General features: G+C 70.5%; 22 protein-coding genes and 1 pseudogene. 13 read left to right on the forward strand and 10 right to left on the reverse strand.

Going from position 1 to position 23640, the window contains the following annotated elements; all coding sequences use genetic code 11:
- Positions 1-45: 45 nt before the first annotated feature.
- Together AOZ49_RS13570 and AOZ49_RS13575 are read right to left on the reverse strand one after the other, a co-directional pair.
- Positions 46-768 (reverse strand): SDR family NAD(P)-dependent oxidoreductase, encoded by a 723-nt coding sequence (locus AOZ49_RS13570; protein WP_054432163.1) that lies wholly within the window; start codon positions 766-768, stop codon positions 46-48.
- Positions 765-1760 carry a Bug family tripartite tricarboxylate transporter substrate binding protein gene (locus AOZ49_RS13575; protein ID WP_054475858.1) on the reverse strand — a complete coding sequence of 332 codons (996 nt, stop codon included), beginning with the start codon at positions 1758-1760 and terminating at the stop codon, positions 765-767. Before AOZ49_RS13575 ends, AOZ49_RS13570 begins: the two co-directional genes overlap by 4 nt.
- 158 nt (positions 1761-1918) lie before the next feature.
- Here AOZ49_RS13575 and AOZ49_RS13580 point away from each other — a divergent pair, with 158 nt between their 5' ends.
- The 4 genes from AOZ49_RS13580 (at position 1919) to AOZ49_RS13595 (ending at position 6730) form a co-directional block, all read left to right on the forward strand.
- The gene (locus AOZ49_RS13580; RefSeq protein ID WP_054475859.1) at positions 1919-2953 is read left to right on the forward strand and encodes a cyclase family protein; all 1035 of its coding nucleotides are present in this window, start codon (positions 1919-1921) and stop codon (positions 2951-2953) included.
- 3 nt (positions 2954-2956) lie between these two features.
- Positions 2957-4588, forward strand: coding sequence for an AMP-binding protein (locus AOZ49_RS13585; protein ID WP_054475861.1), 1632 nt, complete (start codon positions 2957-2959; stop codon positions 4586-4588).
- 11 nt (positions 4589-4599) lie between these two features.
- Complete coding sequence (locus tag AOZ49_RS13590) at positions 4600-5343, forward strand: GntR family transcriptional regulator (protein WP_054432169.1); 744 nt, start codon at positions 4600-4602, stop codon at positions 5341-5343.
- A 103-nt stretch (positions 5344-5446) separates the two neighbouring features.
- Entirely contained in the window at positions 5447-6730 is a 1284-nt protein-coding gene (locus AOZ49_RS13595) for an ABC transporter substrate-binding protein (RefSeq protein ID WP_231690339.1), read from the forward strand.
- Positions 6731-6748: 18 nt separating this feature from the next.
- On the opposite strand, the gene AOZ49_RS13600 is transcribed toward AOZ49_RS13595, so the two are convergent.
- The 5 genes and pseudogenes from AOZ49_RS13600 to tet form a co-directional block, all read right to left on the reverse strand.
- Positions 6749-7348, reverse strand: coding sequence for a 2-hydroxychromene-2-carboxylate isomerase (locus AOZ49_RS13600; protein WP_054475863.1), 600 nt, complete (start codon positions 7346-7348; stop codon positions 6749-6751).
- A gap of 7 nt (positions 7349-7355) precedes the next feature.
- On the reverse strand, positions 7356-8684 hold the full coding sequence (locus AOZ49_RS13605; RefSeq protein WP_006394268.1) for an MFS transporter: 1329 nt from the start codon (positions 8682-8684) through the stop codon (positions 7356-7358).
- A gap of 43 nt (positions 8685-8727) precedes the next feature.
- Positions 8728-9513 (reverse strand): aldolase, encoded by a 786-nt coding sequence (locus AOZ49_RS13610; RefSeq protein WP_054475864.1) that lies wholly within the window; start codon positions 9511-9513, stop codon positions 8728-8730.
- 228 nt (positions 9514-9741) lie between these two features.
- Positions 9742-10618: pseudogene (locus AOZ49_RS13615) on the reverse strand (LysR family transcriptional regulator).
- Between the two features lie 124 nt (positions 10619-10742).
- Positions 10743-11939 carry a Tet(A)/Tet(B)/Tet(C) family tetracycline efflux MFS transporter gene (tet, locus tag AOZ49_RS13620; protein WP_054475866.1) on the reverse strand — a complete coding sequence of 399 codons (1197 nt, stop codon included), beginning with the start codon at positions 11937-11939 and terminating at the stop codon, positions 10743-10745.
- A gap of 79 nt (positions 11940-12018) precedes the next feature.
- Between tet and tetR the strand changes: the two genes are divergently transcribed.
- The 4 genes from tetR (at position 12019) to AOZ49_RS13640 (ending at position 14389) form a co-directional block, all read left to right on the forward strand.
- A complete protein-coding gene (tetR, locus tag AOZ49_RS13625; RefSeq protein WP_054475867.1) occupies positions 12019-12612 on the forward strand; it encodes a tetracycline resistance transcriptional repressor TetR in 594 nt (197 codons plus the stop codon).
- Between the two features lie 35 nt (positions 12613-12647).
- Positions 12648-13094 (forward strand): NUDIX hydrolase, encoded by a 447-nt coding sequence (locus tag AOZ49_RS13630; protein ID WP_054475869.1) that lies wholly within the window; start codon positions 12648-12650, stop codon positions 13092-13094.
- A gap of 47 nt (positions 13095-13141) precedes the next feature.
- Positions 13142-13951: an aminoglycoside phosphotransferase family protein gene (locus AOZ49_RS13635; RefSeq protein WP_054432174.1), complete on the forward strand. Its 810-nt coding sequence runs from the start codon at positions 13142-13144 to the stop codon at positions 13949-13951.
- 186 nt (positions 13952-14137) lie between these two features.
- On the forward strand, positions 14138-14389 hold the full coding sequence (locus AOZ49_RS13640) for a hypothetical protein (RefSeq protein ID WP_054432175.1): 252 nt from the start codon (positions 14138-14140) through the stop codon (positions 14387-14389).
- Positions 14390-14467: 78 nt separating this feature from the next.
- Here the strand turns inward: AOZ49_RS13640 and AOZ49_RS13645 are convergent, their stop codons facing one another.
- Positions 14468-15226 (reverse strand): AraC family transcriptional regulator, encoded by a 759-nt coding sequence (locus AOZ49_RS13645; protein WP_054432176.1) that lies wholly within the window; start codon positions 15224-15226, stop codon positions 14468-14470.
- Between the two features lie 243 nt (positions 15227-15469).
- Here AOZ49_RS13645 and AOZ49_RS13650 point away from each other — a divergent pair, with 243 nt between their 5' ends.
- Together AOZ49_RS13650 and AOZ49_RS13655 are read left to right on the forward strand one after the other, a co-directional pair.
- Entirely contained in the window at positions 15470-17521 is a 2052-nt protein-coding gene (locus AOZ49_RS13650) for a TonB-dependent siderophore receptor (protein ID WP_231690340.1), read from the forward strand.
- A 119-nt stretch (positions 17522-17640) separates the two neighbouring features.
- The gene (locus AOZ49_RS13655) at positions 17641-19035 is read left to right on the forward strand and encodes a GntP family permease (RefSeq protein ID WP_054475870.1); all 1395 of its coding nucleotides are present in this window, start codon (positions 17641-17643) and stop codon (positions 19033-19035) included.
- On the opposite strand, the gene AOZ49_RS13660 is transcribed toward AOZ49_RS13655, so the two are convergent.
- Positions 19014-19934 (reverse strand): LysR family transcriptional regulator, encoded by a 921-nt coding sequence (locus AOZ49_RS13660; protein ID WP_054475872.1) that lies wholly within the window; start codon positions 19932-19934, stop codon positions 19014-19016. The genes AOZ49_RS13655 and AOZ49_RS13660 overlap by 22 nt on opposite strands.
- Before the next feature lie 112 nt (positions 19935-20046).
- Here AOZ49_RS13660 and AOZ49_RS13665 point away from each other — a divergent pair, with 112 nt between their 5' ends.
- The 3 genes from AOZ49_RS13665 (at position 20047) to AOZ49_RS13675 (ending at position 22539) form a co-directional block, all read left to right on the forward strand.
- A complete protein-coding gene (locus AOZ49_RS13665; protein WP_054475874.1) occupies positions 20047-20790 on the forward strand; it encodes an SDR family oxidoreductase in 744 nt (247 codons plus the stop codon).
- Positions 20791-20816: 26 nt separating this feature from the next.
- Positions 20817-21713 carry an SDR family NAD(P)-dependent oxidoreductase gene (locus AOZ49_RS13670; RefSeq protein WP_054432181.1) on the forward strand — a complete coding sequence of 299 codons (897 nt, stop codon included), beginning with the start codon at positions 20817-20819 and terminating at the stop codon, positions 21711-21713.
- Positions 21714-21822: 109 nt separating this feature from the next.
- Complete coding sequence (locus AOZ49_RS13675; RefSeq protein WP_082380438.1) at positions 21823-22539, forward strand: YiiX family permuted papain-like enzyme; 717 nt, start codon at positions 21823-21825, stop codon at positions 22537-22539.
- A 60-nt stretch (positions 22540-22599) separates the two neighbouring features.
- Here the strand turns inward: AOZ49_RS13675 and AOZ49_RS13680 are convergent, their stop codons facing one another.
- Positions 22600-23457 carry a dienelactone hydrolase family protein gene (locus tag AOZ49_RS13680; RefSeq protein WP_054475876.1) on the reverse strand — a complete coding sequence of 286 codons (858 nt, stop codon included), beginning with the start codon at positions 23455-23457 and terminating at the stop codon, positions 22600-22602.
- Positions 23458-23640: the final 183 nt, after the last annotated feature.

The raw sequence follows: 23640 nt of genomic DNA on the forward strand, positions 1-23640 counted from the left end.
CGCGGCGCTGCCCGCCCGGTCCACCCCCGGCTTCCCGTAGCGGTCCTACCCCGCCAGCCCCACCGACATGCCGCCGCAGACATACAGCACCTGCCCGGTCATGAAGCCGGCGCGCCGGTCCAGGAACGACGACACCGCATGCGCCACGTCCTCGGGCCGGCCGATGCGGCCGACCGGGATGGCGGCCTCCAGCGCCACGGTCCTGGGGTCGCCCGGCGGGTTGGACTGGTCGAACAGCTCGGTGGCGATCGGCCCGGGCGCCACGGTGTTGACCGTGATGCCGGCCTTGCCCAGTTCCAGCGCCCAGGTGCGCGTCATGCCCACCAGGCCGGACTTGGTGGCGCCGTAGACCGTGCGGCCCGGCTTGCCCAGGCCGGCGCGACTGCCGATGTTGACGACCCGGCCGTAGCCGGCCTGGCGCATGCCGGGCAGCAGCGCCTGCATCAGCAGCAACGGCGCGGTCAGATTCACCGCCACCATGCGCGCCAGTTCCTCCTGGGTCACGGCTTCGATGTCAGCGACCTGGATCATGCCGGCGTTGTTGACCAGGTGCAGCACCGGCCGCGCCGCCGCCAGCGCGGTGGCCGCCGCGGCCGTGGCGGCGGCGTCGCCCAGGTCGACCGACTGGAAGCGTTCGCCGGGCAACGCCGCGTCCGGCGGCCGGCGGCTGAAGTTGACGACCTCGAAGCCGTCCTGCAGCAGCCGCGCGACGATGGCGCGGCCGATGCCCCGGCTGCCGCCGGTGACCAATGCGATGGGGGTTGTCATTGCGCGGTGATTCCCTTGTCCTTGATGAGGCCGCCCCATTTGGCGCGCTCCTGGCGCTCGAACGCGGCCAGGTCCGCGCCGAACAGCGTGCCGGGCCGGGCGCCCATGGTAGCGAAATTGGTGGCGATGGCGGGCGTGGCCAGGCCGCTGCGCGCCGCCTCGACCAGTTGCCGCACCACCGGTTCGGGCGTGCCGCGCGGCGCGTACAGCGCGAACCACGCCGTCACGTCGAAACCCGTCAGGCCGGACTCGGCCACGGTCGGCAGGTCCGGCAGCGACGGATCGCGCGCGGCGGACGTGACCGCCACGCCGCGCACCAGGTTGCCGTCCTTGATCTGCGCCAGCGCGCCGGGCAGGTTGTCGAACAACAGATCGACCTGGCCGCCGGCCACCGCCGGCAGCGACGCCGAGGTGCCCTTGAACGGCACGTGCAGCATCGTCACGCCAGCCATGGCCTCGAAGTAGGCGCCGGTCAGGTGCACCGACGACCCCACGCCGGGCGAGGCGTAGGTCAGCTTCTTGTCCCTGGACTGGCGCGCGGCCTGGATCACGTCGGCCACCGTTTTGTAGGGCGACTTGGCGCTGACGGCGATGACGTTGGGCGTGGTCGACACCAGCGCGATCGGCACCAGGTCGCGCTCGGGGTCGAACGTCATGTTGCTGTAGAGGAACTGGTTGATGGTCTGGGTGCCGATCGTGCCCAGGCCCAGGGTGTAGCCATCGGCCTTGGCGCGCGCCACGTAGGCCATGCCGATGTTGCCGCCCGCGCCCGGCTTGTTCTCGACCAGCACGGTCTGCTTGAGCGCCGGCTGCAGCGCGTTGGCGATGGCGCGGCCGAAGATGTCGGCGCCGCCGCCCGGCGGATACGGCACGACCACGGTGACGGGATGCTCCGGATAACCGGCCGCGTGGGCCGCGGACAGGGCCAGCACGGCCAGGCCGGCCGCGGCCAGCGCGCGCCGCCCGGCGCGCCTGTGCAGGGAATGCGTCATGGATCTGTCTCCTCGCGAATCCGCTTGGCGCGGATTTCTTCTGGCTCCGCCTTGGGGCGGATGCTGTCGATGGGCGTCCTCGGGATGCGGACACTTCCTATAGTACGTAAATACGTACTATATTCACAAGACTCGAAAAACACACCGGAGACAAGCCCATGAAACGCTGGACGCGCCGCCCCGAGGGATCGACCTGGGGCGATTTCGGAGCGGATGACGAACTCGGCCGCCTGAACCTGCTGACCGAGGAAAAAGTGCTGCAGGCGGTGCGCGAGGTGCGCACGGGCAAGGTGTTCTGCCTGTCGCTGCCGCTGGACCTGCCCGGCGGCAACGTGCTCAACCCGCGCCGCCATCCGCCGCAGCTCAAGCCCACCTTCCGCGACGGCGCGCCCTACCTGAACTTCACCATGGCGCGCGTGCAGCCCGGCGCCGTGGACGTGCTGTCGGACGACCAGGTGACGCTCAGCATGCAGTACTCCACCCAGTGGGACGGCCTGTGCCACGTCGGCGCCCAGTTCGACATCCAGGGCGACGGCGAGGCCCGCCGCGTCTACTACAACGGCTATGCCGCGGGCGTGGACGTGTTCGGCGGCGATGACGCCGGCGCCGATGCCTGCTGCCCGCCGGGCGGCTCGTATGCGCGCAAGCTCAGCATCAGCCGCTACGCCGAGAAAGGCATGCAGGGCCGCGGCGTGCTGGTCGACCTGGCGCGCGCCTTCGGCCCCGGCCGCACCCTGGTCGGCTACACCCAGCTGCAGGCCGCGATGCGTGAGCAGCAGGTGGTGGTCGAGCCGGGCGACATGCTGGTGCTGCGCACCGGCTTTGCCGAAGCGCTGATGGAGATGAACGGCCAGCCCGATCCGCACCGGCTGGAACAGACCGGCGCGGTGCTGGACGGCGCCGACCCGGCGTTGCTGGACTGGATCACCGCCAGCGGCATCGCCGCGATCTGCGCCGACAACTACGCGGTCGAGGCCTATCCGGCGCGCACCGCCGGCCCGGGCCATTCGATCCTGCCGCTGCACCATCACTGCCTGTTCAAGCTGGGCGTGCCGCTGGCCGAGCTGTGGTACCTGAAGGCGCTGGCCGACTGGCTGCATGGACAGGGCCGCAACCGCTTCCTGCTGACCGCCCCGCCGCTGCGCATGCCCGGCGCCGTGGGTTCCCCCGTGACCCCGATCGCCACGGTGTAGGCCATGACGCAACCCGCTCCGACCTTCGCGCAGCACCTGGACGCGCTGGCCGCGCTGCATCCCGACCGCCCCGCCCTGATCGACCGCGACCAGGCCATCAGCCACGCCGATCTGCGCGCGCGCAGCCGCGCCCTGGCCGCCGGCCTGGCGCGCATCGGCGTGCGGCCCGGCCAGCGCGTGGCCGTGTGGCTGCCCAACTGCGCCGCCTGGGTCGAAACCTTCCTGGCCTGCGCCCACCTCGGCGCGCTGGCGCTGGCCGTCAACACGCGCTTTCGCGCCCTGGAACTGGCCGACATCCTGGGCCGCGGCCGCGCCGACTGGCTGGTGTTCTGGCCCGGCTTCAAGGGCATCGACTTCGCCGGCATCCTGGACGGCGTCGCGCCCGAATCGCTGGCGCGGCTGCAAGGCATCGTCGCCGTGTCCGAGACGGACGCACAAACGGACTCACAAACAGACGCCCCCATCGCCGCCTCGCTGCGCGGCAAGCCGGTGCACCGCTATGCCGACCTGCGCGCCTGCGCCGACGCGCCGCCGCCGCCCCAGCCCGACGCGGGCGTGCTGTGCTTCACCACCTCCGGCACCACCTCGCAGCCCAAGTTCGTGCTGCACGACCAGCGCACCCTGCTGCGCCACGGCGCGGCGGTGGCGCGCGCCTTCGGCTATGACGACCACAGCCGCGTGCTGGCCAGCGCGCCGTTCTGCGGCGCCTTCGGCTTTGCCACGCTGGCGGGCGGCCTGGCGCACGGCGCGCCGGTGGTGTGCGCGCCGGTGTTCGACGCGGCCGAATCGGCCGCCGCGATCCAGCGCCATCGGGTCACCCACACCTACGCCAACAACGAGGCGCTGGTCGCCATGATGCGGGCGGGCGCGCCGGGCGCCTTCGCGTCGGCGCGGCTGTTCGGCTTCGCCAGCTTCACGCCGGCGCTGGATCACATGCTGGACCTGGCGCGGGAAGCCGGCGTGCCGCTGACGGGGCTGTATGGCTCCAGCGAACTGATCGCGCTGGTGGCCGGCCAGCCGCGCGATCCGGCCGAAGGCGACATGGCCGCGCGCCACCAGCCCGGCGGCACCCTGGTCTATCCCGAGGCGCGGGTGCGGGCGCGCGATCCGGCCAGCGGCGCGGTGCTGCCGCACGGCGAATCGGGCGAGCTGGAAATCCTGTCGCCCAGCCTGATGCGCGGCTACCTCGACAACCCCGAGGCCACCGCCCGCGCCTGCACCGACGACGGCTACTTCCGGACCGGCGACCTCGGCTACACGCTGAACCCGCGCCAGTTCGTGTTCCAGACCCGCATGGGCGACTCGTTGCGCCTGTCCGGCTTCCTGGTGAATCCGGTCGAGATCGAGCAGATGGTGGAGTCGCTGCCCGGCGTGCGCGCCTGCCAGGTGGTCGGCGCCACCCGCGACGGCAAGACCGTGCCCTACGCCTTCGTGCTGCTGCAGGACGGCGCCGACGCCGATGCCGCCGGCTGGACGGCGGCCTGCAAACAGGCCATGGCCGGCTTCAAGGCGCCGGCCGGTTTCACGGTGCTGGACGCGTTCCCGTCCGTGGAAAGCGCCAATTCGGTCAAAATCCAGAAACATCGGCTGCGCGAGATGGCCGACGCCCTGCTCGCCGCCCCCGCCACCTCCTGACCGATCCGACCATGCCCGCGCGCCCGCTTTTCTCGCACAGCCCCCAACCGCTCTACCTGCAGGCGGCCGCGCTGTTCCGCGGCCACATCCAGAACCGCACCTGGCGGCCCGGCCAGCAGATCCCGCCGCTGGAAGCGCTGATGGAAACCTATGGCATCTCGCGCGCCACCATCCGCCAGGCCCTCGGCCAGCTGGAACAGGACGGCCTGATCCGGCGCTCGCGCGGGTCCGGCACCTTCGTCAATGCCGACCTGCCCGAGACGCCGACGCTGCTGATTCCCAAGACCTGGGCCGAAACGGTCGAGCTGAGCAACCAGCTCGGCACCGTCTCGCTGGTGGAATCGAGCGCCGATTCGCCGCTGCCCGACACCCTGGGCATGCCGTGCGCGGCCGACCGCGGCGGCCGTTTCCAATACCTGCGGCGCGTGCACACCACCGAGGCCGGGCCGTTCTGCTACAGCGAGGTATTCCTGGAAAGCAGCCTGTTCCGCAAGCATCGCGCCCGCATCCAGAAAAGCACCGTGGCGCCGGTGCTGGACCAGTTCTACGGCGCCCGCATCAGCGAGGCGCGCCAGGTGCTCAACGTCATCGAGGCCGGCCAGGAATCGGCGGAATCGCTGCGGATCCCGGTGTCCTCGCCGGTAGCCGAACTGCGCCGCTACGCCTGCATCGATGGCCGCGTGGTGTATTTCGCGCGGCTGGAATTCCCGTTCCGCAAGGTGCGCATGGAGTTCGACCTGCTGACCCAGCGCTAGCGCGCGCGGTCGTCCCTCGGAGCCATTCCATAGAAGCGCGGCCGTCCGGCCAAGCGCTCGCAGTACCCGCAAGCATCCGGCATAACCATAAATGGAGACAACCATGACCCCCATGCCCCGGATTTCGCAGCAACGCAGCACCCCCAATCCGCGTCTCGCACGCGCCCTCGTCGCGCTGACCGCGGTCGCCGGCCTGTCCCTCGGCGGCCCCGCCCAGGCCCAGACCGCCCCCGCCGCCCTCTCCGACGACATCGTCCGCCTCGGCCTGATCCTGGACATGAGCGGCATCTACGCCGACGTGACCGGCAAGGGCAGCGCCACCGCCGCGCAGATGGCCATCGACGACTTCGGCGGCACCGTGCTCGGCAAGAAGATCGACCTGCTGGTGGCCGACCACCAGAACAAGACCGACATCGCCGCGGCCCGCGCCCGCGAGTGGTACGACACGCAGAAGGTGGACGCCATCATGGACGTGGCCGGTTCAGCCCCGGCGCTGGCGGTGCTGGAAGTGGCGCGCGAGAAAAAGAAGATCGTGGTCTTCAGCGGCCCCAGCACCGAGCGCATCACCAACGACCTGTGCTCGCCCTATTCGGTGCACTACACCTATGACACCTGGTCGCTGGCCAACACCACCGCCCGCGCCACCGTCGACCGGGGCGGCAAGAGCTGGTACTTCCTGACCGCCGACTACGCCTTTGGCCACACCCTGCAGGCCTCGGCCACCGACGTGGTGAAGGCCCGCGGCGGCACCGTGCTGGGCGCCGCCCGCCACCCGATCGGCACCAGCGATTTCGCCTCGTACCTGCTGCAGGCGCAGGCCAGCCGCGCCCAGATCGTCGGCCTGGCCAACGCTGGCGGCGACACGGTCAACGCCATCAAGGCGGCGCGCGAATTCGGCCTGACCCAGAGCGGCCAGAAGATGGCCGGCCTGCTGCTGTACATCAACGACATCCACGCCATCGGCCTGGACGCGGCCGCCGGCCTGATGCTGACCGAGGCCTTCTACTGGGACATGAACGACCAGACCCGCGCCTGGTCGCAGCGCTACTACGACAAGCTCAAGAAGATGCCCAACATGAGCCAGGCCGGCACCTATTCGTCGGTGATGCACTACCTGAAGGCCGTGCAGGCGGCCGGCACCGACGCGCCCGACGCGGTGATGAAGCAGATGAAGGCCATGCCGATCAACGACTTCTTCGCCGCCAATGGCCGCATCCGCGAGGACGGCCGCATGGTGCACGACATGTATCTGTTCGAGGTCAAGACCCCCGCGGAATCGAAGCGGCCCTGGGACTACTACAAGCTGGTGGCGACGCTGCCGGGCGACGAGGCCTTCATGCCGTTGTCCAAATCGACCTGCCCGCTGGTGAAGACGGCGGCGAAGTGAACGGACGCCCTGGGCGGCTCAGGCCGCCCGGGCGACCGCCGCTTCCAGCATCTCCAGCCGGTCCTGGCCCCAGAACAGCTCGCCGCGATAGACATACGATGGCGAGCCGAACACGCCGGCCGCCACCGCCGCATCGGTGTTGTCACGGTAGGCCTGGCGCGCCGCCGGCTGTTCGGCCGCGGCCAGCAGCGCCGCGGCATCCAGCCCCTGCTCCCGCACGATGTCGCGCAGCGTGTCCGGCGACGAGATGTCGCGCTCCTCGCACCACTCGGCCGCCAGGATGGCCTTGTACAGCGCCGCCACCGGCAGGCCGGCCGCATCGGCCGCGATCACGATGCGCGAGGCCGGCCCCGCGTCCGGGCACATATAGGCTGGCGTGGGATTGACGTGGATGTCCAGCTTGCGGCACCAGCGCGCCAGCTCGGTCACCCGGTAGGCCTGGCGCTCGGGCGCGCGCTGGCCCAGCAGCACGCCGCCGGTGCGCGCATAGACGTCGGGCAGGTCCACCGGCAGGTAGCGGATGCGCGCCTGGTGGCGCGCCGCCAGGGCCTCCAGCCGGTCGGCGCCCAGGTAGGCCCAGTCGGAATTCATCCAGAAGTAATAGTCGATCGTCTTCATGTCGTCCTCAGGTCCGCGCGCCAGCCGGCACGCCCAGCGCCGCCGCGGCCGACGCGTCGCCGCGCATGCGCCAGGCGCTGAATACCGCGATCACGCCCAGCGCGCTCAGGTACCACACCACGTACTTCGGATCGCCGCCGGCGCGCGCCAGCAGCCAGGTCGCGATGATCGGCGCCAGGCCGCCGCCGATCGCCCCCGACACCTGCACCGCCAGCGAAATGCCGGTGTAGCGCACCTCGGCCGGGAACTGGCTGGAGAACAGCGTGCCCTCCGGGCCGTACAGGCAAGCGTAGACCAATCCCACCGCCAGGCATACCGCGACGATGATCCAGCCGGTCTGGCCCGTGGCCAGCAACTGGAAGAACAGCGGCGCGCACGCCAGGATGCCGACCGAGCCGGCCATGAACACCCACTTGTGGCCGACGCGGTCGCCCAGCATGCCGAACAGCGGCATGGTGAACAGCGCCAGCGCCGCGCCCCAGATGGTGGCGTCCAGCATCACCGAGCGCGCGATGCCCAGCGTGCCGGTGGCGTAGGCCAGCGAAAACGTGACCACGGTATAGAACCAGGTGACTTCGGCCAGCCGCGCGCCCACCACCGTCCACAGCGCGCGCCGGTGGTGCTTGAGGACTTCGGCCACCGGCACCTCGACCTTGGCGCCCTGCTCGCGCATCTGCTCGAAGTCGGGCGACTCGGCCACCTTGACGCGGATGAACCAGCCCACCGCCAGCAGCACCACGCTGGCCAGGAACGGCAGGCGCCAGCCCCAGGACAGCATGTCCTGCTCCGGCAAGCCGGCCACCGCGCCCATCGCCAGCGACGACAGGATCAGGCCCGGCGCCACGCCGGCCTGCGGCAGGCTGCCGAAGAAGCCCTTCTTGCCCTCGGGCGCGTGCTCGACCGCCATCAGCACCGCCCCGCCCCACTCGCCGCCCACCGCGATGCCTTGCAGAAAGCGCATCAGCACCAGCAGCACCGCGGCCCAGTAGCCGATCTGGTCATAGGAGGGAATCAGGCCGATCAGGATGGTGGGCACGCCCATCAGCAGCAGCGTGATCAGCAGCATCGATTTGCGGCCGATCTTGTCGCCGTAGTGGCCGAAGATCACCCCGCCCAGCGGCCGCGCGAAAAAGCCCACCGAATAGGTGGCGAACGCGGCCAGCGTGCCGGTCAGCGGATCGAAGGACGGAAAGAAGATTTTGTTGAAGATCAGCGCGGCGGCCGTGCCGTAGAGAAAAAAGTCGTACCACTCGATAGTGGTGCCCATCATGCTGGCCAGGCCGGCCGTTACGTAGTCCCGGCGCGAACGCGCGCGCGGCGTCTTGGTCGTCATCATCGTGACTTCCCCTTGAAAGTATCGTTATGGGTACAGCTTGATATCAGCGGGCCGGCCGCGGCAGCGGCGCGATGCCGTGGGTCTGGCGGCACCAGTAGTCGAAGGTGGCGCGCACGATCGACGGCTTGAGCAGGTAGTCGTGCGCCTCGCGCGCCAGCGCGTCGTCCACCGGCGTCAGCGGACCGAAGGCCTGCGCGCGGATCTGCATGCGGGCCGCCCGCTCCAGGTAGACCGACAGGTAGGTCGCCTCCTCGCAGCTGGCGCCGGCCGTCAGGTAGCCGTGGTGCGCCAGGATGATGGCGCGCTTGGCGCCCAGCGCGCCCGAGATGATGACGCCCTCCTGGTCGGCGATCGGCACCCCGGGCCATTCGCCCAGGAAGGCACAGTCGTCGTGCAGCGGCGTCATGTCCATCTGCGCGATCACCAGCGGCTGGCGCGCCGCGGCCAGCGCCGAGGCCCACGGCGAATGAGTGTGGATGATGGACTGCACGTCGGGCCGCGCCTCGTAGACCCACAGGTGAAAACGCGTCGCCGGATTGGCCATGCCTTCGCCCGTGAGCGTGTGCAGGTCGCGGTCGACCTCGATGAAGTCGGCCGGCGTGGCCTCGTCGAAGCCCAGGCCGAAGCGCAGCGTCCAGTAGGCGCCGGGGCGCTCGGAGCGCACGCTGATCTGGCCGGCCAGGCCGGCCTCCTGCTCGGTCATCGCCAGGATGCGGCAGGCGTAGGCCATGGTCTCCTGGAGGGTGCGCGGCACGGCGCGCAGGTGCTGCGCCATCTCCTGGGTGGCGCGGGTGTCGAAGTACGCTTTTTCGCGCAGGGTGTTGTCCATGCTGCTGCCTCCTGATGCGGTTCGGGATGGCGCGGACGGATGCCGCGCCTTGCCGCACAGTATGGAAAGCGCCCCCGCATCGAGCCATGCAGCCGGGCTCATAGCAGCTATTCGACGCGGCCGCGCCAGGGGCCGGCCGCGCGGCCCGAGGGTAAACGAGGACGGCGCGGACTCGGCACCGTGGACTCAGCCCGGCGGACTTGGCCCCGCAGATTCAGCCCCGCGGACTCAGTCCCGCGCGATGCGGCGGGCGCAGTCCAGCAGCTCGCGCACCAGCGGCAGCGGCTGGCGTTGCGCCAGCGTGATGGCGACCACGCGCCGGCGCAGCACCGGGCTGCCGATGGCGACCTTGCGCAGGCCGTAGTCGGTCAGCAGCTTTTGCGGGATACGCGATGGCAGGATACAGGCGCCCACCCCCCGAGGACACCAGCTTGAGCATGGCGTCGATGGTCTCGGCCTCGGCCACGAATTCCGGCTGCAGGCCGGCGCTGTGGATCATCTTGCGCAGCGCATAGTGCGAGGGAAAGCCCACCAGCCGCAGCGCCATCGCGCCCAGGTCGACGCCATCCTCGGCCGCGACGCCGTCGCGCACGATCAGGCACATGTCGTCGTCGAACAGCGGCGTCGAGGCCAGCGCATCCGACGCCACGGCGGCGTCGTAGACGAAACCGATGTCGGCCTTGCCGCTTTCCACCAGCGTCACCACCTCGGGCGAACTGCGGCCCATGACCGACAGATTGACGTGCTCGCGGCTGCTGACGAACTGCGCCACCACGTCGGCCATGAAGTAGTAGCTGAGCGTGTGCACGGTGGCCAGCCGCACCGATCCCTGCGTCACGCCCTCGCGCTGGCGGACGGCTTCCAGCGCCTGGTCGATGGCGCGGTAGGCCGGCTGGATGCCCTCCAGCAGCCGCGCGCCCGCCTCGGTCAGTTCGACCCCGCGGCCGGTGCGCACGAACAGCGGCTTGCCCACGTGGGCCTCCAGCGCGGCCAGCTGGCGGCTCAGGCCGGACTGGGTCTGGTCCAGGTCCTCGGCGGCGCGCGAGAGCGATTTCAATTCGGCAATGCGCACGAAATAGCGCAATTGCCGGTCCGGCGTGTCCATGCGGCTTCCCCAGCGGGCCCGCGCGGGCCCTGTCGTTATCCATCGCGCCCGTGGCGGGCGCCTGCGACAGTGTGCACCAAGGCCCCGGCGGCCACTACCGGGATTTGCGCTAGGCGGGGCGGCGCTAGCGCGCCTGGGCCGCCGCGTCGCGGCGCGGGTCCGGCCGGACCAACACCGGCGCGCACAACAGGTAGAGCGCGGCGCCCGCCACCCACGGCCAGCCGGTCCAGCCGCCCAGGCTGGCCGCGTACAGCGCGGTGAACGCCAGCGGCCCGGCGATGGCGGCGGCGCTGGCCAGGCTGTTCATGGCGCCCTGCAATTGCCCCTGGCTGCCCGCGCCCGCGCGCGCCGACAGCAGCGCCTGCAAAGCCGGCGCGCCGACGCCGCCCGCCGCCAGCAACAGCATCAGCGGCGCCACCATCCAGCTGTGCGTGGCCCAGGCCAGCAGCACATAGCCCGACGCATCCGCCGCCATGCCCACCGCCAGGGCGCCGCGCTCGCCCAGCCGCGCGCTCAGCGGCCCCGGCAGCGTCGCCTGCATCAACGCGTGCAAGGCGCCGAACCCCGCCAGCGACAGGCCCACCGCCGCCGCGTCCCACTGGAACCGGTCCTGGCCGTAGAGCACCCACAGCGACCCCGGCACCTGCCCCGCCACCTGCATCACCAGGAACACCCAAAGCAATCCGCCCAGGCCCTTGCCGCTCAGCGCCTGACGCAGCCCCGCCACCGGATTGAGCGTGCGCCACGACCAGGGCGGCCGCGCGCCCTGGCGCGATTCCGGCAGCCACGCCAGCGCCAGCAGGCAGGCCACGCCGTTGGCCAGCGCCGCGGCCACGAACGGCATGCGCGCGCCGGCCAATCCCGCCAGCCCGCCCAGCGCCGGACCAACGATCAAGCCCAGGCCGAAACAGGCCGACAACTGACCGAAACGGCGGGCGCGCCGCGACGGATCGCCGGCATCGGCGATGCTGGCGGCGGCCACCGCGCCGGTGGCTCCCGTGATGCCCGCCAGGATGCGGCCCGGATACAGCACCCACAGCGCCGGCGTGGCCGCCATCACCACGTAGTCGACGGCCGCGCCCGCCAGCGACGCCAGCAGCACCGGCCGCCGCCCGTAGCGGTCGGACAGCGCCCCCAGCACAGGCCCGGCCACGCATTGCGCCAGCGCGTACAGCGACAGCAGCAGGCCGTAGTGGGCGGGGGTCGAAGCCGGGTCGCTCAACTGGTCGAGCAGGCCGGGCAACACCGGCATGATGAGCCCGATCCCGGCGGCGTCCAGGGTGACGATGAAAAGCAGCAAAGCGATGGCGCGGTCCGGCATGAGGATGAAATTTATCAACGATAAGTTTTCACATGATAAATTGATCGCTGATAAATTATCAAGCCGGATCGGAGTCCCCATGGCCAAATTGCAACGCGACGCCGTCATCGCCAGCGCGCTCGAACTGCTCAATGAAGTGGGCGTGGACGGCCTGACCACCCGCAGGCTGGCCGAGCGCCTGGGCGTGCAGCAGCCGGCGCTGTACTGGCATTTCAAGAACAAGCAGGCGCTGCTGGACGCGCTGGCCGATGCCATGGCGCGCAACCACGTCCATTCGATGCCGCCGCCCAGCGCGCCCTGGAAGGACTTCCTGTACGCCAACGCGCGCAGCTTCCGCCAGGCGCTGCTGGCCTACCGCGACGGCGCCCGCATCCACGCCGGCACCCGCCCCACCGAGCCCCAGTACGATCGCGTCGAGGCGCAATTGAAGCTGCTCTGCGATGCCGGCTTCAAGCCGCTGCAGGCGGCCAACGCCCTGGTCGCCATCGGCCACTACGTGGTCGGCTCGGTCATGGAACAGCAGGCCGCCGAAACCGCCGCCCCCGAACGCGACGCCCCGCCCCCGCCCCCGCCCGCCCTGGCCCGCGCCATGAAGGCGCTGGACAGGCAGGGACCGGACGCCACCTTTGAATACGGCCTGGCAATGATGCTCAACGGCCTCGCGCCCGACTGAATACCGCCGGCCCACGCCCCCCAGGACACCCCGACATGACCACCCCACCCTCGCGCCCCATTCCCGCCACCATCGCCGCCGTGGTGCGCGACGGCCACGTGCTGCTGGTGCGGCGCGCCAACCCGCCCGACCAGGGCCGCTGGGCCTTTCCCGGCGGCAAGATCGAGGCCGGCGAACGGCTCGAGGATGCCGCCGCGCGCGAACTGTTCGAGGAATGTGGCGTGCGCGCCGAGCCGCTGCGCGTCTTCGACGCCGTCGACGTGTTCGACCATGACGAGGCCGGCGCGCTGCGCCGGCACTTCATCCTGATCGCGGTGCTGTGCCGCTGGCAGGCCGGCGAGCCGGTGGCCGGCGACGATGCGCTGGACGCGCGCTGGGTGCCGCTGGCCGAGCTGGAGGGCCAGGCCCTGGCCACCAGCTTCGGCGTCGCGGCGCTGGCGCGCAAGGCGGCGGCGCTGGCCGCCGACGCCGGCATTCTCTGATACCGTAAGCGTTCCCCACCCTGGCGGGCCAGGCCCGCCCCGCGCCGATGTTCGAACCCTACCTGTCCCGCTGGAACCTCGTGCCCGACGGCGCTCCCATCACGACCCATGCCGCCCGGCTGCTGCCGGTGCGCCAGGCCGGCGTGCCCGCGATGCTGAAGGTCGCGGTCGAGGAAGACGAGCGCCAGGGCGGCGTGCTGATGACTTGGTGGGACGGCCACGGCGCCGCGCGGGTGCTGGCGCACGAAGGCGACGCCATCCTGCTGGAACGCGCCACCGGCACGCGTTCGCTGGCCGAGTATGCCCGCAACGGCCGCGACGACGAGGCCACCCGCATCCTTTGCGGCGTGCTGCGCGAACTGCACGCGCCGCGCGCCAAACCGCTGCCGCCGCTGCGGCCGCTGGAGGAATGGTTCGTCGAGCTGTGGCCGATGGCGCGGGCGCGCGGCGGCATCCTGGCGCACAGCGCGCGCCACGCCCGCGCGCTGCTGGACGATCCGCGCGACCCGGTGGTGCTGCACGGCGACGTGCACCACGACAACATCCTCGACTTCGGCGCGCGCGGCTGGCTGGTGATCGACCCCAAGCGGCTCCACGGCGAGCGCGCCTTCGACTACGCCAACATCTTCTGCAACCCCGATCTGGCCGACCCGGAGCCGCCGGTGGCCATCGTGCCGGGCCGTTTCGAGCGCAGGCTCGGGATCGTGCTGGAGGAATCGGGACTGGACCGCCGCCGGCTGCTGCAATGGGTGGTGGCCTGGTGCGGACTGTCGGCGGCATGGTTCATGGGCGACGGCGACGACGCCGCCATCGACCTGGAGATCGCGCGCCAGGCGCTGGCGCTGCTCGACCGCTAGCGCGATGGCCCGTCGGCGGCGCCGCGCCGGCGCGAACCGCATCGCCGGCCGCCGGACCGCGCCGGCGCGGAAATACCGTGATACGACGGGCCGGTGGGATCCGCCCCGTATTGCGAGTAAGGTAATGAATAATGCGGCCTGGATCGACTGGCATGTTGGCCGCTGCCGCCAGCAGGAACCCGAATCATGAAGACCCTTCGTTCAACACTGCGGCCAATCCTGGCCGCCCTCGCCTGCGCATCGATCACCGCCTGCGCCAGCCAGCCCCCCGCGCAGACCGACCTGCGGTATCGCAGCCGGCCAGCGCCCCAGGCGCAGGGCGCGGCCGGCGCCCCGGGCGCATCGGACCAGCGCCTGACCATTCAGTCCGGCGAGGGCGAACGGATCAACCTGCCCTGGTTCATCCGCGACACGCAGGAATGGATCAACACCAACTGACCGCGGCAGGCCTTCCCGCTCGGGCCTGATGCGCGCGCCGCCCGCGCGTCCCGACGCGGCCCGTCCGGCGCCCCACCCTCATCCCGCCGCGATCTGCTCCAGATACCGCGTCGGCGACACCCCCATCACCTTGCGGAACATATAGACGAAGGCGCTGGCGCTGGCGTACCCCAGCGCCCGCGCCACGTTCACCACCGGCTGCCCCTGCAGCAGGCGGCAGATGCCTTCGTCGATCCGCACCTGCAAGCGCCAGTTGTGAAAGCTCATGCCGGTCTCGTCCTTCATGCGCCGCGCCAGCGTGCGCGCGCTGGCGCCCATGCGCTCGCCCCACTGCTCCAGGGTGTCGTCGTTGCCGGGCGACTGCAGCACCGCCGCGCAGACCTTGCGCAGGCGCCGGTCGAACGGCAGCGGCAATTGGCGATGCTGCCGCTCGGTGCCGGCCAGCAGGTTCAGCAGCAGCTCGGCGCTCAGCCGCTGCACCGGCCCGTGGCGCGCCACCGGCTGGTTCAGCGCCAGGATCAGTTCGCGCATCAGCGGCGCCACGTCCAGCGCGCAGGTATCCTTCCACAGCCAGGGCGCGGCGTCGGGCGCGATGAAGGCCGAGCGCATCGTCACCTGGCCGACCATGCGCACCTCGTGGGCCACGCCGGGCGGAATCCACAACGCGCGCATCGGCGCCAGCAGCCAGGCGCCGTCCTCGGTCATGACGCGCATGATGCCGGTGGGCGAATACATCAGCTGGATGCGCTCGTGCGAATGCGGCTCTTGCCGCTGGCCATCTTCGTAGTGGAACGAGCGCGCCACCACCGGAGGCGCCTCGACGGGAAACTCATGCATTGGCGGGATTTCGATAGCAAGGGTTGAAAGAACCGCGATCCAGCCAGTTATGTCCGTTTTTCGACATTTTCTGTCCAGCAAACAGGGAACTTGCTTTTTATCATTAATGCAAATGATTCCCATTGTTTTCAAAAGAAAATGACGCCCGCCGCACTTCTCCCTGTCGCATTTGCCCCACGCCACCCCTTTTCGTTCCGCCTGACTCTCGCCGCCGCCCTGCTGGTCCAGGCCTGCGCGCCCCTCGTGGCGCGGGCCGACGACGTCCCGCAGCTGAGCCCCGTGCGGGTCACCGGCGCGGCCGAGAAACTCTCCGACCCCGGCCAGACCGAGGGCTCGCAGTCGTACACCGCCAATACCGTCACCGTCGGCAAGACCGGCGCCAATGTGCGCGACATCCCCAACTCGGTGTCGGTGGTGACGCGCCAGCGCATGGACGACCAGAACATGGTCACGGTGGAAGACGCGCTGCGCGAAACCACCGGCGTCAGCGCCATGACCTACGGCGACGGCACCGCCTACTTCACTGCGCGCGGCTACGAGACCGACGTGCAGTTCGACGGCGTGCCCGCCAACGGCGCGCTGCAATACCTGCCCCAGTTCGACCTGGCGCTGTACGACCGCGTCGAGGTGCTGCGCGGCCCGGCCGGCCTGCTGCAGGGCTTCGGCAGCCCCGCCGGCACCGTCAACCTGGTGCGCAAGCGGCCGCTGGACACCTTCAGCCTGACCGGCGCGGTGATGGCCGGCTCGTGGAACAACTACCGCACCGAACTGGACGCGACCGGCCCGATCACGGCCGACGGCCGGGTGCGCGCCCGCGCCGGCTTCGCCGCGCAGGACCGCGACTTCTTCTTCGACAAGGCCCACAACCGCCAGGGCCTGGCCTACGGCTCGCTCGAATTCGACCTGAGCGCCAATACCACCCTGACCCTGTCGGCGGCCTACCAGCGCCAGCGCGAGGCGCCGTTCGACTACGGCCTGTCGATCTACTCGAACGGCCACATCATCGATTCGCCGCGCAAGGGCTTCTACGGCACCGACTGGTCGCGCGGCGACACCACCATGTCGGAAATCTATTCGGAACTGAGCCACCGCTTCGCCAATGGCTGGACCGGCCAGGTGTCGATGAACTACCGCTCGACCGACATGGACAGCCGCTACGGCTACGTCAACGGCCCGGTCAATCCCGTCAACGACCGCGCCGGCTACCGCCTGCAGGTGCAGAAGGACCAGATCCGCTGGATGGGCTTCGACACCCATGCCTCGGGCCCCTTCAGCCTGCTCGGCCGCACCCACCAGGCGATGATCGGCGCCAACTACGCCGAGCGGCGCCAGGACAGCCGCTCGGGCGGCATGAACCTCAGCAGCGTGTCGATCTACGACATCGACGTGCCCAACCCCGACCTGCCCTACACCTCGGGCGACGACTCCAAGACCAGCCAGATGGGCGTCTACGGCCAGTTGAGCTTCAACGTGGCCGACCCGCTGACGCTGATCGTGGGCGGGCGCCAGAGCTGGTACCGCACCTCCACCCAGGCGATCCTGCCGGTGGCCGGCGACACGCGGCGCGATCCCGAGGTGCGCAAGTTCGTGCCCTACTACGGCGCGGTGGCGCAGTTGAACTCGTGGCTGTCGGCCTATGCCAGCTATTCGGACATCTACGCCTTCTCGGAAGCCTGGCAGATGACGGCCGACGGCAAGCCGCTCAAGCCGCGCACCGGCAAGCAGTACGAGATCGGCCTGAAGGGCCAGTTCCTGGACGGCGCGGCCAACGCCTCGCTGGCGCTGTTCCGCATCCGCGACAAGGACCGCGCGGTGCCCGACGACGCCAACCCGGGCCGCTACCTGGCGCAGGGCGAGGCCCAGAGCCAGGGCGTCGAGGCCGAGATCAGCGGCCGCCTGCTGCCCAACTGGGACCTGTACGCCGGCTACACCTACCTGCAGACCCGCTACCTGTCCGACCCGACGCAGGAAGGCCAGATCGTCAACCCGGAAACGCCCAAGCACCTGTTCAAGGTCTGGACCACCTACCGCTTCACGCCCGACGTGCTGCCGGGCTGGCGCGTTGGCGGCGGCGTGCGCACGCAGAGCCGCACCAGCCGCAACAACGTCTCGTGGCAAGGCGGCTACGCGGTGGTCGACGCGCAGATCGGCTACAAGGTGAACCGCAACCTGGACGCCTCGCTGACGCTGAACAACGTCTTCGACCGCCACTACTACGCCCGCGTGCCGTCCAACTTCTACGGCATCTACGGCGAGCCGCGCAACGTGATGCTGACGCTGCGCGCCACGTACTGAGGCGCGCGTGGGGTCCGGTCCGACAACGGGCCGGCGCCCCGTCCTGTCAAACGGACGCCGGGATCGATCGGTTAAGGTGTAGCCCCACACCCCTTAACCCTTCATTCCTGGAGTAATGAATGACCGGATTGATTATCGTGGTGGCGGCGCTGGCATTCCTGATGCTGGCGGCGTATCGAGGCTACAGCGTCATCCTGTGCGCGCCCATCGCGGCCATGGGCGCGGTGCTGCTGACCGACCCGTCGGCGCTGGCGCCGGTGTTCTCGGGCATCTTCATGGAGCGCATGGCGGGCTTCGCCAAGCTCTATTTCCCCGTGTTCCTGCTGGGCGCAGTGTTCGGCAAGCTGATCGAGCTGTCGGGCTTCTCGCGCGCCATCGTGCGGGCGGTGCTGCGGCTGATCGGCGCCGAGCGCGCCATCGTCGCCATCGTGCTGGTGTGCGCGGTGCTGACCTACGGCGGCGTGTCGCTGTTCGTGGTGGTGTTCGCGGTCTATCCGTTCGCGGCCGAGATGTTCCGCCAGGGCGGCATCCCCAAGCGGCTGATGCCGGGCGCGATCGCGCTGGGCGCGTTCACCTTCACCATGACGGCGCTGCCGGGCACGCCGCAGATCCAGAACATCATCCCCACCACCTTCTTCGAGACCACCACCTGGGCCGCGCCCTGGCTGGGGCTGATCGGCGCGGCCTTCACGCTGAGCGCCGGCGTGGCCTACCTGGAATGGCGCCGCAAGCGCGCCGCGCTGGCGGGCGAAGGCTACGGCACCGAGCTGCGCAACGAGCCGGACACGCCGGCCGGCGGACGCGAGCATCACCCGCTGGTCGCGCTGCTGCCGCTGGTGGTGGTGGGCGTGGCCAACTACCTGCTGACGCGCTGGATTCCCGGCTGGTACCCGGCCGGCTCGCAGGTCGACCTGCCCGGCCTGCCGCAGCCCATGCCGGTCAACGCCCAGGACCAGGTGGCGCTGTGGGCGGTGATGGGCGCGCTGATCGCCGGCATCGTCACCATCCTGCTGTTCTCGTTCTCGCACATCAAGGCGCACTTCGCCGAAGGCAGCAAGAGCGCGGTCTCGGGCGCGCTGCTGGCGTCGATGAACACCGCGGCCGAATACGGCTTCGGCGGCGTGATCGCGGCGCTGCCCGGCTTCCTGATGGTGGCCAGCGCGCTCAAGGCGATTCCCGACCCGCTGGTGGGCGAGGCGGTGGCGGTGACGTCGCTGGCCGGCATCACCGGCTCGGCCTCGGGCGGCATGAGCATCGCGCTGGCGGCCATGGCGCAGACCTTCATCGACAGCGCCCAGGCGGCCGGCATTCCCATGGAAGTGCTGCACCGCATCGCCGCCATGGCCAGCGGCGGCATGGACACGCTGCCGCACAACGGCGCCGTCATCACCCTGCTGGCCGTCACCGGCCTGACGCATCGCCAGTCCTACGGCGACATCTTCGCGATCACGCTGATCTCGACACTGTCGGTGTTCCTGGTGATCGCCGTGTACTACCTGACCGGCATCGCCTGACCGGCCGGCCCGAAGGCCTGGCCGAAGATCTCGGCCAGCCACTGGCTGAACACCCGCACCCGCGCCGACACCTGGCGGTTCTGCGGGTACAGCACCGACACCGGCATCGGCGCCGGCGGCAGGTCGGGCAGCACCACCCGCAACCGGCCCGACGCCAGTTCGTCGGCGACCCGGTAGCGCGGCACCTGCGCCAGCCCCAGGCCGGCCAGCGCCGCGCTGGCGTAGAGTTCGGCGCCGTTGACGCTGACCACCGAGCCGGGCCGCGCCAGCACGTTGCGGCCATCCACCATGAAGTCCAGCGGCAGGCTGCGGCCGGTCGATGACGAGATGTAGTCCACCGCCCGGTGGCCGTCCAGGTCGTCCAGCGTGGCCGGCTCGCCGAAGCGCGCCAGATAGGCCGGGCTGGCCACGGTGACCTGCGGCATCAGGGCGATCTGCCGCCCCACCAGCGACGAGTCCTGCAGCGTGCCGGCGCGCAGCACGCAGTCCACGCCCTCGCGCACCAGGTCGATCAGCCGGTCGTCTTCGCCCAGGTGCAGCACGATGTCGGGATAGCGTTCGAGAAAGGCCGGCAGGCCCGGCATGACGAACACCCGCGCCAGCGTGCCTTGCAGGTTGACCCGCAGCAGGCCCTTGGGCGCGGTGTTCAGGAAGGCGCCATCCGCCTCCTCCAGGTCGGCCAGCAGGCGCACGCAGCGCCGGTAATAGGCCTCGCCGTCATGGGTCAGCCGCACCTGGCGCGTGGTGCGTTCCAGCAGGCGCGCGCCCAGCCGCTTTTCCATGCGCTTGATCAGGTTGGTCACGGTGGCGCGGGGAATCTGCAGGTCCTCGGAGGCCTTGGAGAAACTGCGCCGTTCGGCGATGCGCACGAACACCTGCATTTCCTGGAAGCGGTCCATGCGCCCCCCCCCATTATTAACGTAGATGAAACTATGTTAGCAAAAATAGAATAATTATCTTTTGTTTGGAATAGTCCATGATTCGTCTCACCCACTCACCCAAGGACAATCCATGACTTCCCAAGCTTCCCAACGCGTCGCCCTGGTCACCGGCGCCTCGCGCGGCATCGGCGCCGCCATCGTCCGCCGCCTGGCCGCCGACGGCTTTGCCGTCGCCATCAACTACGCCTCCAGCGCCGCCGAGGCCGACGCCCTCGCCGCTGAAGTCCGCCAGGCCGGCGGCCGGGCCCTGGCGGTGCGCGCCGACGTGTCCAAGGCCGCCGAGGTGCGCGCCATGTTCGACCAGGTCGAAGCCGGCCTGGGCCGCATCGACGTGCTGGTCAACAGCGCCGGCGTGCTCAAGCTGCAGACGCTGGCCGAAACCAGCGACGCGCTGTACGACCAGACCTTCGACATCAACACCCGCGGCACCTTCAACACCCTGCGCGAGGCCGGCACGCGGCTGGCCGACGGCGGCAGCATCGTCAACGTCTCCAGCACCACGCTGGCGCTGAACATGCCCACCTACGGCATCTACATCGCCAGCAAGGCCGCGGTGGAAAGCTTCACCCGCGTGTTCGCCAAGGAACTGCGCGGCCGCCGCATCACGGTCAACGCCGTGGCGCCCGGCCCCGTCGCCACCGAGCTGTTCAAAACGGGCAAGAGCCCGGAACTGATCGAGCATTTCGCCAAGATGCCGCCGCTGGAGCGCCTGGGCGAACCCGAGGACATCGCCGGCGTGGTGTCGTTCCTGGCCAGCGCCGACGGCGGCTGGATCAATGGCCAGGTGCTGCGCGCCAACGGCGGCCTGGCCTGAGCGCCGACCCGTTTCCGGAGACTTCCATGGCATCCGTCATCCTCATCACCGGCGCCGGCAGCGGCATCGGCAAGCTGTCCGCCGAAACCCTGGCCCGCGCCGGCCACACCGTCTACGCCACCATGCGCGACATCGCCGGCCGCAACGCCGGCCGCGCCCAGGCCATGCGCGACTGGGCCGCGGCCCACGGCGCCGATCTGCATCCGCTGGAACTGGACGTGCTGTCGCAGGCGTCCGCCGACGCCGCGGTGGCCGCCATCGTCCAGGCCCAAGGCCGGCTCGACGTGGTCATGCAGAACGCCGGCCACCTGGTGATCGGCCCGACCGAGGCGTTCACCGCCGAAGACATGCAGCACGCCTTCGACACCAACTTCTACGGCGCCCAGCGCGTCAACCGCGCGGCCCTGCCGCAGCTGCGCCGGCAGCAGTCGGGCCTGATGCTGTGGATCAGCAGCACCACCACCAAGGGCGGCTTCCCGCCGTTCATGGGGCCGTACGGCGCGGCCAAGGCGGCGATGGATTCGCTGGCGGTGAGCCTGTCGTACGAACTGGCGCGCTTCGGCATCGAGACCTCGATCGTGGTGCCGGGCGCCTTCACCCGCGGCACCGAGCACTTCCCCAGCGCCGGCAAGCCCAGCGACCAGGCCCGCGTGGCAGCCTATGCGCGCTACGACGGCGTGATGGACCAGGTCGGCGCGCGCCTGAGCGCGCTCACGCCCGACGACGCCACGCCGCAGGCGGTGGCCGACGAAATCGCCCGCATCGTCGGCCTGCCGGCGGGCAGCCGGCCGGCGCGCTCGGTGGTCGACTTCGTCGGCGATGGCGCCGAGGAAGTGCTGGCGCTGGCCGAGGAACTGCGGATCGCGTTCGCCGAACGCATCGGCATCGCCGACCTGCTGCATCCGTCGACGCCGCGCGCTTGAAAAAAGCGGCGCCCTTGCCGCGCGGCAACGCGGGCGGGAACGGTAGAATCCGCCATCCCGCGCGCGCGCTCGACGACGCGCGACGAATGGCTTTTCATGGGGAACCGCCATGCCCGCACCGCAGCCTTCAGCATTGCCGCAAGACCGCCGCGCCGCGCGCGACGGACGCCAGGAACAAGCCCCCGCGTGGACACGCGTCGGACGACGCAAACCGGCCGGCGCGTGGGCCGGCGCCTTCGCCGCGGCCGCGCTGTGCGCCGCGTCCTGGACCGCCCGCGCCGCGCCGGACGTGCAGACCGGCGACCTGGTCTTCCAGCAATCCCGCTCCGCCCAGAGCCAGGCGATCCAGCAGGCCACCCACTCGCCCTACAGCCACATGGGCATGATCGTGATGCGCCAGGGCGCGCCCTACGTGCTGGAAGCCGCCGCCACGGTCAGCTACACGCCGCTGGCCCAGTGGACGGCGCAAGGCGAAAACGGAAAATACGTCGTCAAGCGCCTGCGCGATGCCTCGCGGCTGACGCCCGAGACGCGCGAACAGCTGGCCCGCACCGGCGCGCGCTATCTCGGCAAGCCCTACGACGCGGCCTTCGGCTGGTCGGACGACCGGATCTATTGCTCCGAGCTGGTGTGGAAGATCTACCAGCGCACGCTGGGCCTGCAGATCGGCGCGCTGCAACCCCTGAAGCAGTTCGATCTGAGCTCGCCCACCGTGCGCGCCACGATGCAGGCGCGCTACGGCAAGGACATCCCGTGGGAGGAACCCATCATCTCCCCGGCCGCGATGTTCGACTCGCCGCTGGTGGCCACGGTCCCGGACCGCTGACGCGGCGGGCGGCGCGGCCGGTCGCGCAATCGGCGGCGCCGCCGGCCGCTCGGGCCACGCCTATTGCGGCATGTCGAAGCCCTGCTCGCGCAGGTACTTCGCCACCACCGGCTGCCACTTCTGCGGCGCGTGGGTGAACAGGCTGTGGCCGCTCTCGCCGTCGGGCCCCATGGGCACGAAGGTGGCGTGGCCGCCGGCCTGGTTGTAGGCCTCGACCCAGCGCCTGGGCCAGTCCGGCCCCCAGTGCAGGTCGTTCTCGGTATAGATCCACAACATCGGCAGCCGCGTGGCCTGGCCATAGCCCGCGTACGTGGCCTGCAGGCGCTCGGGGCCGCACGGCTTGCCGGGCGAGCGCAGCGGATCGCCGCCCGAGCCGCCGGCGAAGTTGATGGCGGTCTTCACCCCCGCGGGGTTCTGCGCCGCCAGCGCCACGGTCGAACCGCCGCCCACCGACTGCCCCAGCACCACCACCCTGGCCGGGTCCACGTCCGGACGCTGCGCCATGACCCGCAGCACCTGGTCGATCTGGCTGGCGGCGCGGTCGAACATCGGGGTGAAGCGGCGCTCGCCGCAGGGGCCGCTGTTCTCCAGGTCCGGCCCGCCGGTGACGCCATAACCCAGGCGCACCGGCAGCGCGACCACGAAGCCGGCATCGGTGAAGAACCTGGACGCCGCCGCGTAGCGCGCCCGTCCCAGCTTGGCGCGGCCGGCGGCGTCGCCGGCCCGGCCATGGTTGATCACGATCAGCGGATGACGGCCCTCGCCGGCCGGCGTGAAGACGGTCACCACGACCTCGCCGGTGGCGATGCCGCCGTTCTCCAGCGCCACCCGCACCGGCACCTTCTGCACGCTTTCGTTGGCGGCCAGCTTGGGCGGCGGCGCGGCGCACGCCGTCAAGAGTCCCAGTCCGCCGATCATCGTGATTCTTGCCAGAACACCCATGTTGCCCCTCGTCAGGAATAGGCTCGCCGCCCGGGTGAGCGCAAGATACTCCGAGCGCGCCCGCCCCGCCATCGTCGCGAACCCGGCCCGCGGCGATTTATTCCAGGCCGGACTCATTCCATGAAAATTACTTGTTTGTCGTGATCAACGGTCGGGCCT

The sequence above is a fragment of the Achromobacter sp. 2789STDY5608615 genome, assembly GCF_001298995.1.
Classification (GTDB): domain Bacteria; phylum Pseudomonadota; class Gammaproteobacteria; order Burkholderiales; family Burkholderiaceae_B; genus Achromobacter; species Achromobacter insuavis.

Bases quoted from the DNA above. Each gene is read 5' to 3' on its own strand.
- AOZ49_RS13575 (WP_054475858.1), bottom strand. From the start codon at position 1,760: ATGACGCATTCCCTGCACAGGCGCGCCGGGCGGCGCGCGCTGGCCGCG.
- AOZ49_RS13590 (WP_054432169.1), top strand. From the start codon at position 4,600: ATGCCCGCGCGCCCGCTTTTCTCGCACAGCCCCCAACCGCTCTACCTG.
- AOZ49_RS13630 (WP_054475869.1), top strand. From the start codon at position 12,648: ATGACCACCCCACCCTCGCGCCCCATTCCCGCCACCATCGCCGCCGTG.
- AOZ49_RS13605 (WP_006394268.1), bottom strand. From the start codon at position 8,684: ATGATGACGACCAAGACGCCGCGCGCGCGTTCGCGCCGGGACTACGTA.
- AOZ49_RS13645 (WP_054432176.1), bottom strand. From the start codon at position 15,226: ATGCATGAGTTTCCCGTCGAGGCGCCTCCGGTGGTGGCGCGCTCGTTC.
- AOZ49_RS13665 (WP_054475874.1), top strand. From the start codon at position 20,047: ATGACTTCCCAAGCTTCCCAACGCGTCGCCCTGGTCACCGGCGCCTCG.
- AOZ49_RS13585 (WP_054475861.1), top strand. From the start codon at position 2,957: ATGACGCAACCCGCTCCGACCTTCGCGCAGCACCTGGACGCGCTGGCC.
- AOZ49_RS13680 (WP_054475876.1), bottom strand. From the start codon at position 23,457: ATGATCGGCGGACTGGGACTCTTGACGGCGTGCGCCGCGCCGCCGCCC.
- AOZ49_RS13595 (WP_231690339.1), top strand. From the start codon at position 5,447: ATGACCCCCATGCCCCGGATTTCGCAGCAACGCAGCACCCCCAATCCG.
- tet (WP_054475866.1), bottom strand. From the start codon at position 11,939: ATGCCGGACCGCGCCATCGCTTTGCTGCTTTTCATCGTCACCCTGGAC.
- AOZ49_RS13655 (WP_054475870.1), top strand. From the start codon at position 17,641: ATGACCGGATTGATTATCGTGGTGGCGGCGCTGGCATTCCTGATGCTG.
- AOZ49_RS13600 (WP_054475863.1), bottom strand. From the start codon at position 7,348: ATGAAGACGATCGACTATTACTTCTGGATGAATTCCGACTGGGCCTAC.
- AOZ49_RS13580 (WP_054475859.1), top strand. From the start codon at position 1,919: ATGAAACGCTGGACGCGCCGCCCCGAGGGATCGACCTGGGGCGATTTC.
- AOZ49_RS13660 (WP_054475872.1), bottom strand. From the start codon at position 19,934: ATGGACCGCTTCCAGGAAATGCAGGTGTTCGTGCGCATCGCCGAACGG.
- AOZ49_RS13570 (WP_054432163.1), bottom strand. From the start codon at position 768: ATGACAACCCCCATCGCATTGGTCACCGGCGGCAGCCGGGGCATCGGC.
- AOZ49_RS13675 (WP_082380438.1), top strand. From the start codon at position 21,823: ATGCCCGCACCGCAGCCTTCAGCATTGCCGCAAGACCGCCGCGCCGCG.
- AOZ49_RS13670 (WP_054432181.1), top strand. From the start codon at position 20,817: ATGGCATCCGTCATCCTCATCACCGGCGCCGGCAGCGGCATCGGCAAG.
- AOZ49_RS13640 (WP_054432175.1), top strand. From the start codon at position 14,138: ATGAAGACCCTTCGTTCAACACTGCGGCCAATCCTGGCCGCCCTCGCC.
- AOZ49_RS13610 (WP_054475864.1), bottom strand. From the start codon at position 9,513: ATGGACAACACCCTGCGCGAAAAAGCGTACTTCGACACCCGCGCCACC.
- AOZ49_RS13635 (WP_054432174.1), top strand. From the start codon at position 13,142: ATGTTCGAACCCTACCTGTCCCGCTGGAACCTCGTGCCCGACGGCGCT.
- tetR (WP_054475867.1), top strand. From the start codon at position 12,019: ATGGCCAAATTGCAACGCGACGCCGTCATCGCCAGCGCGCTCGAACTG.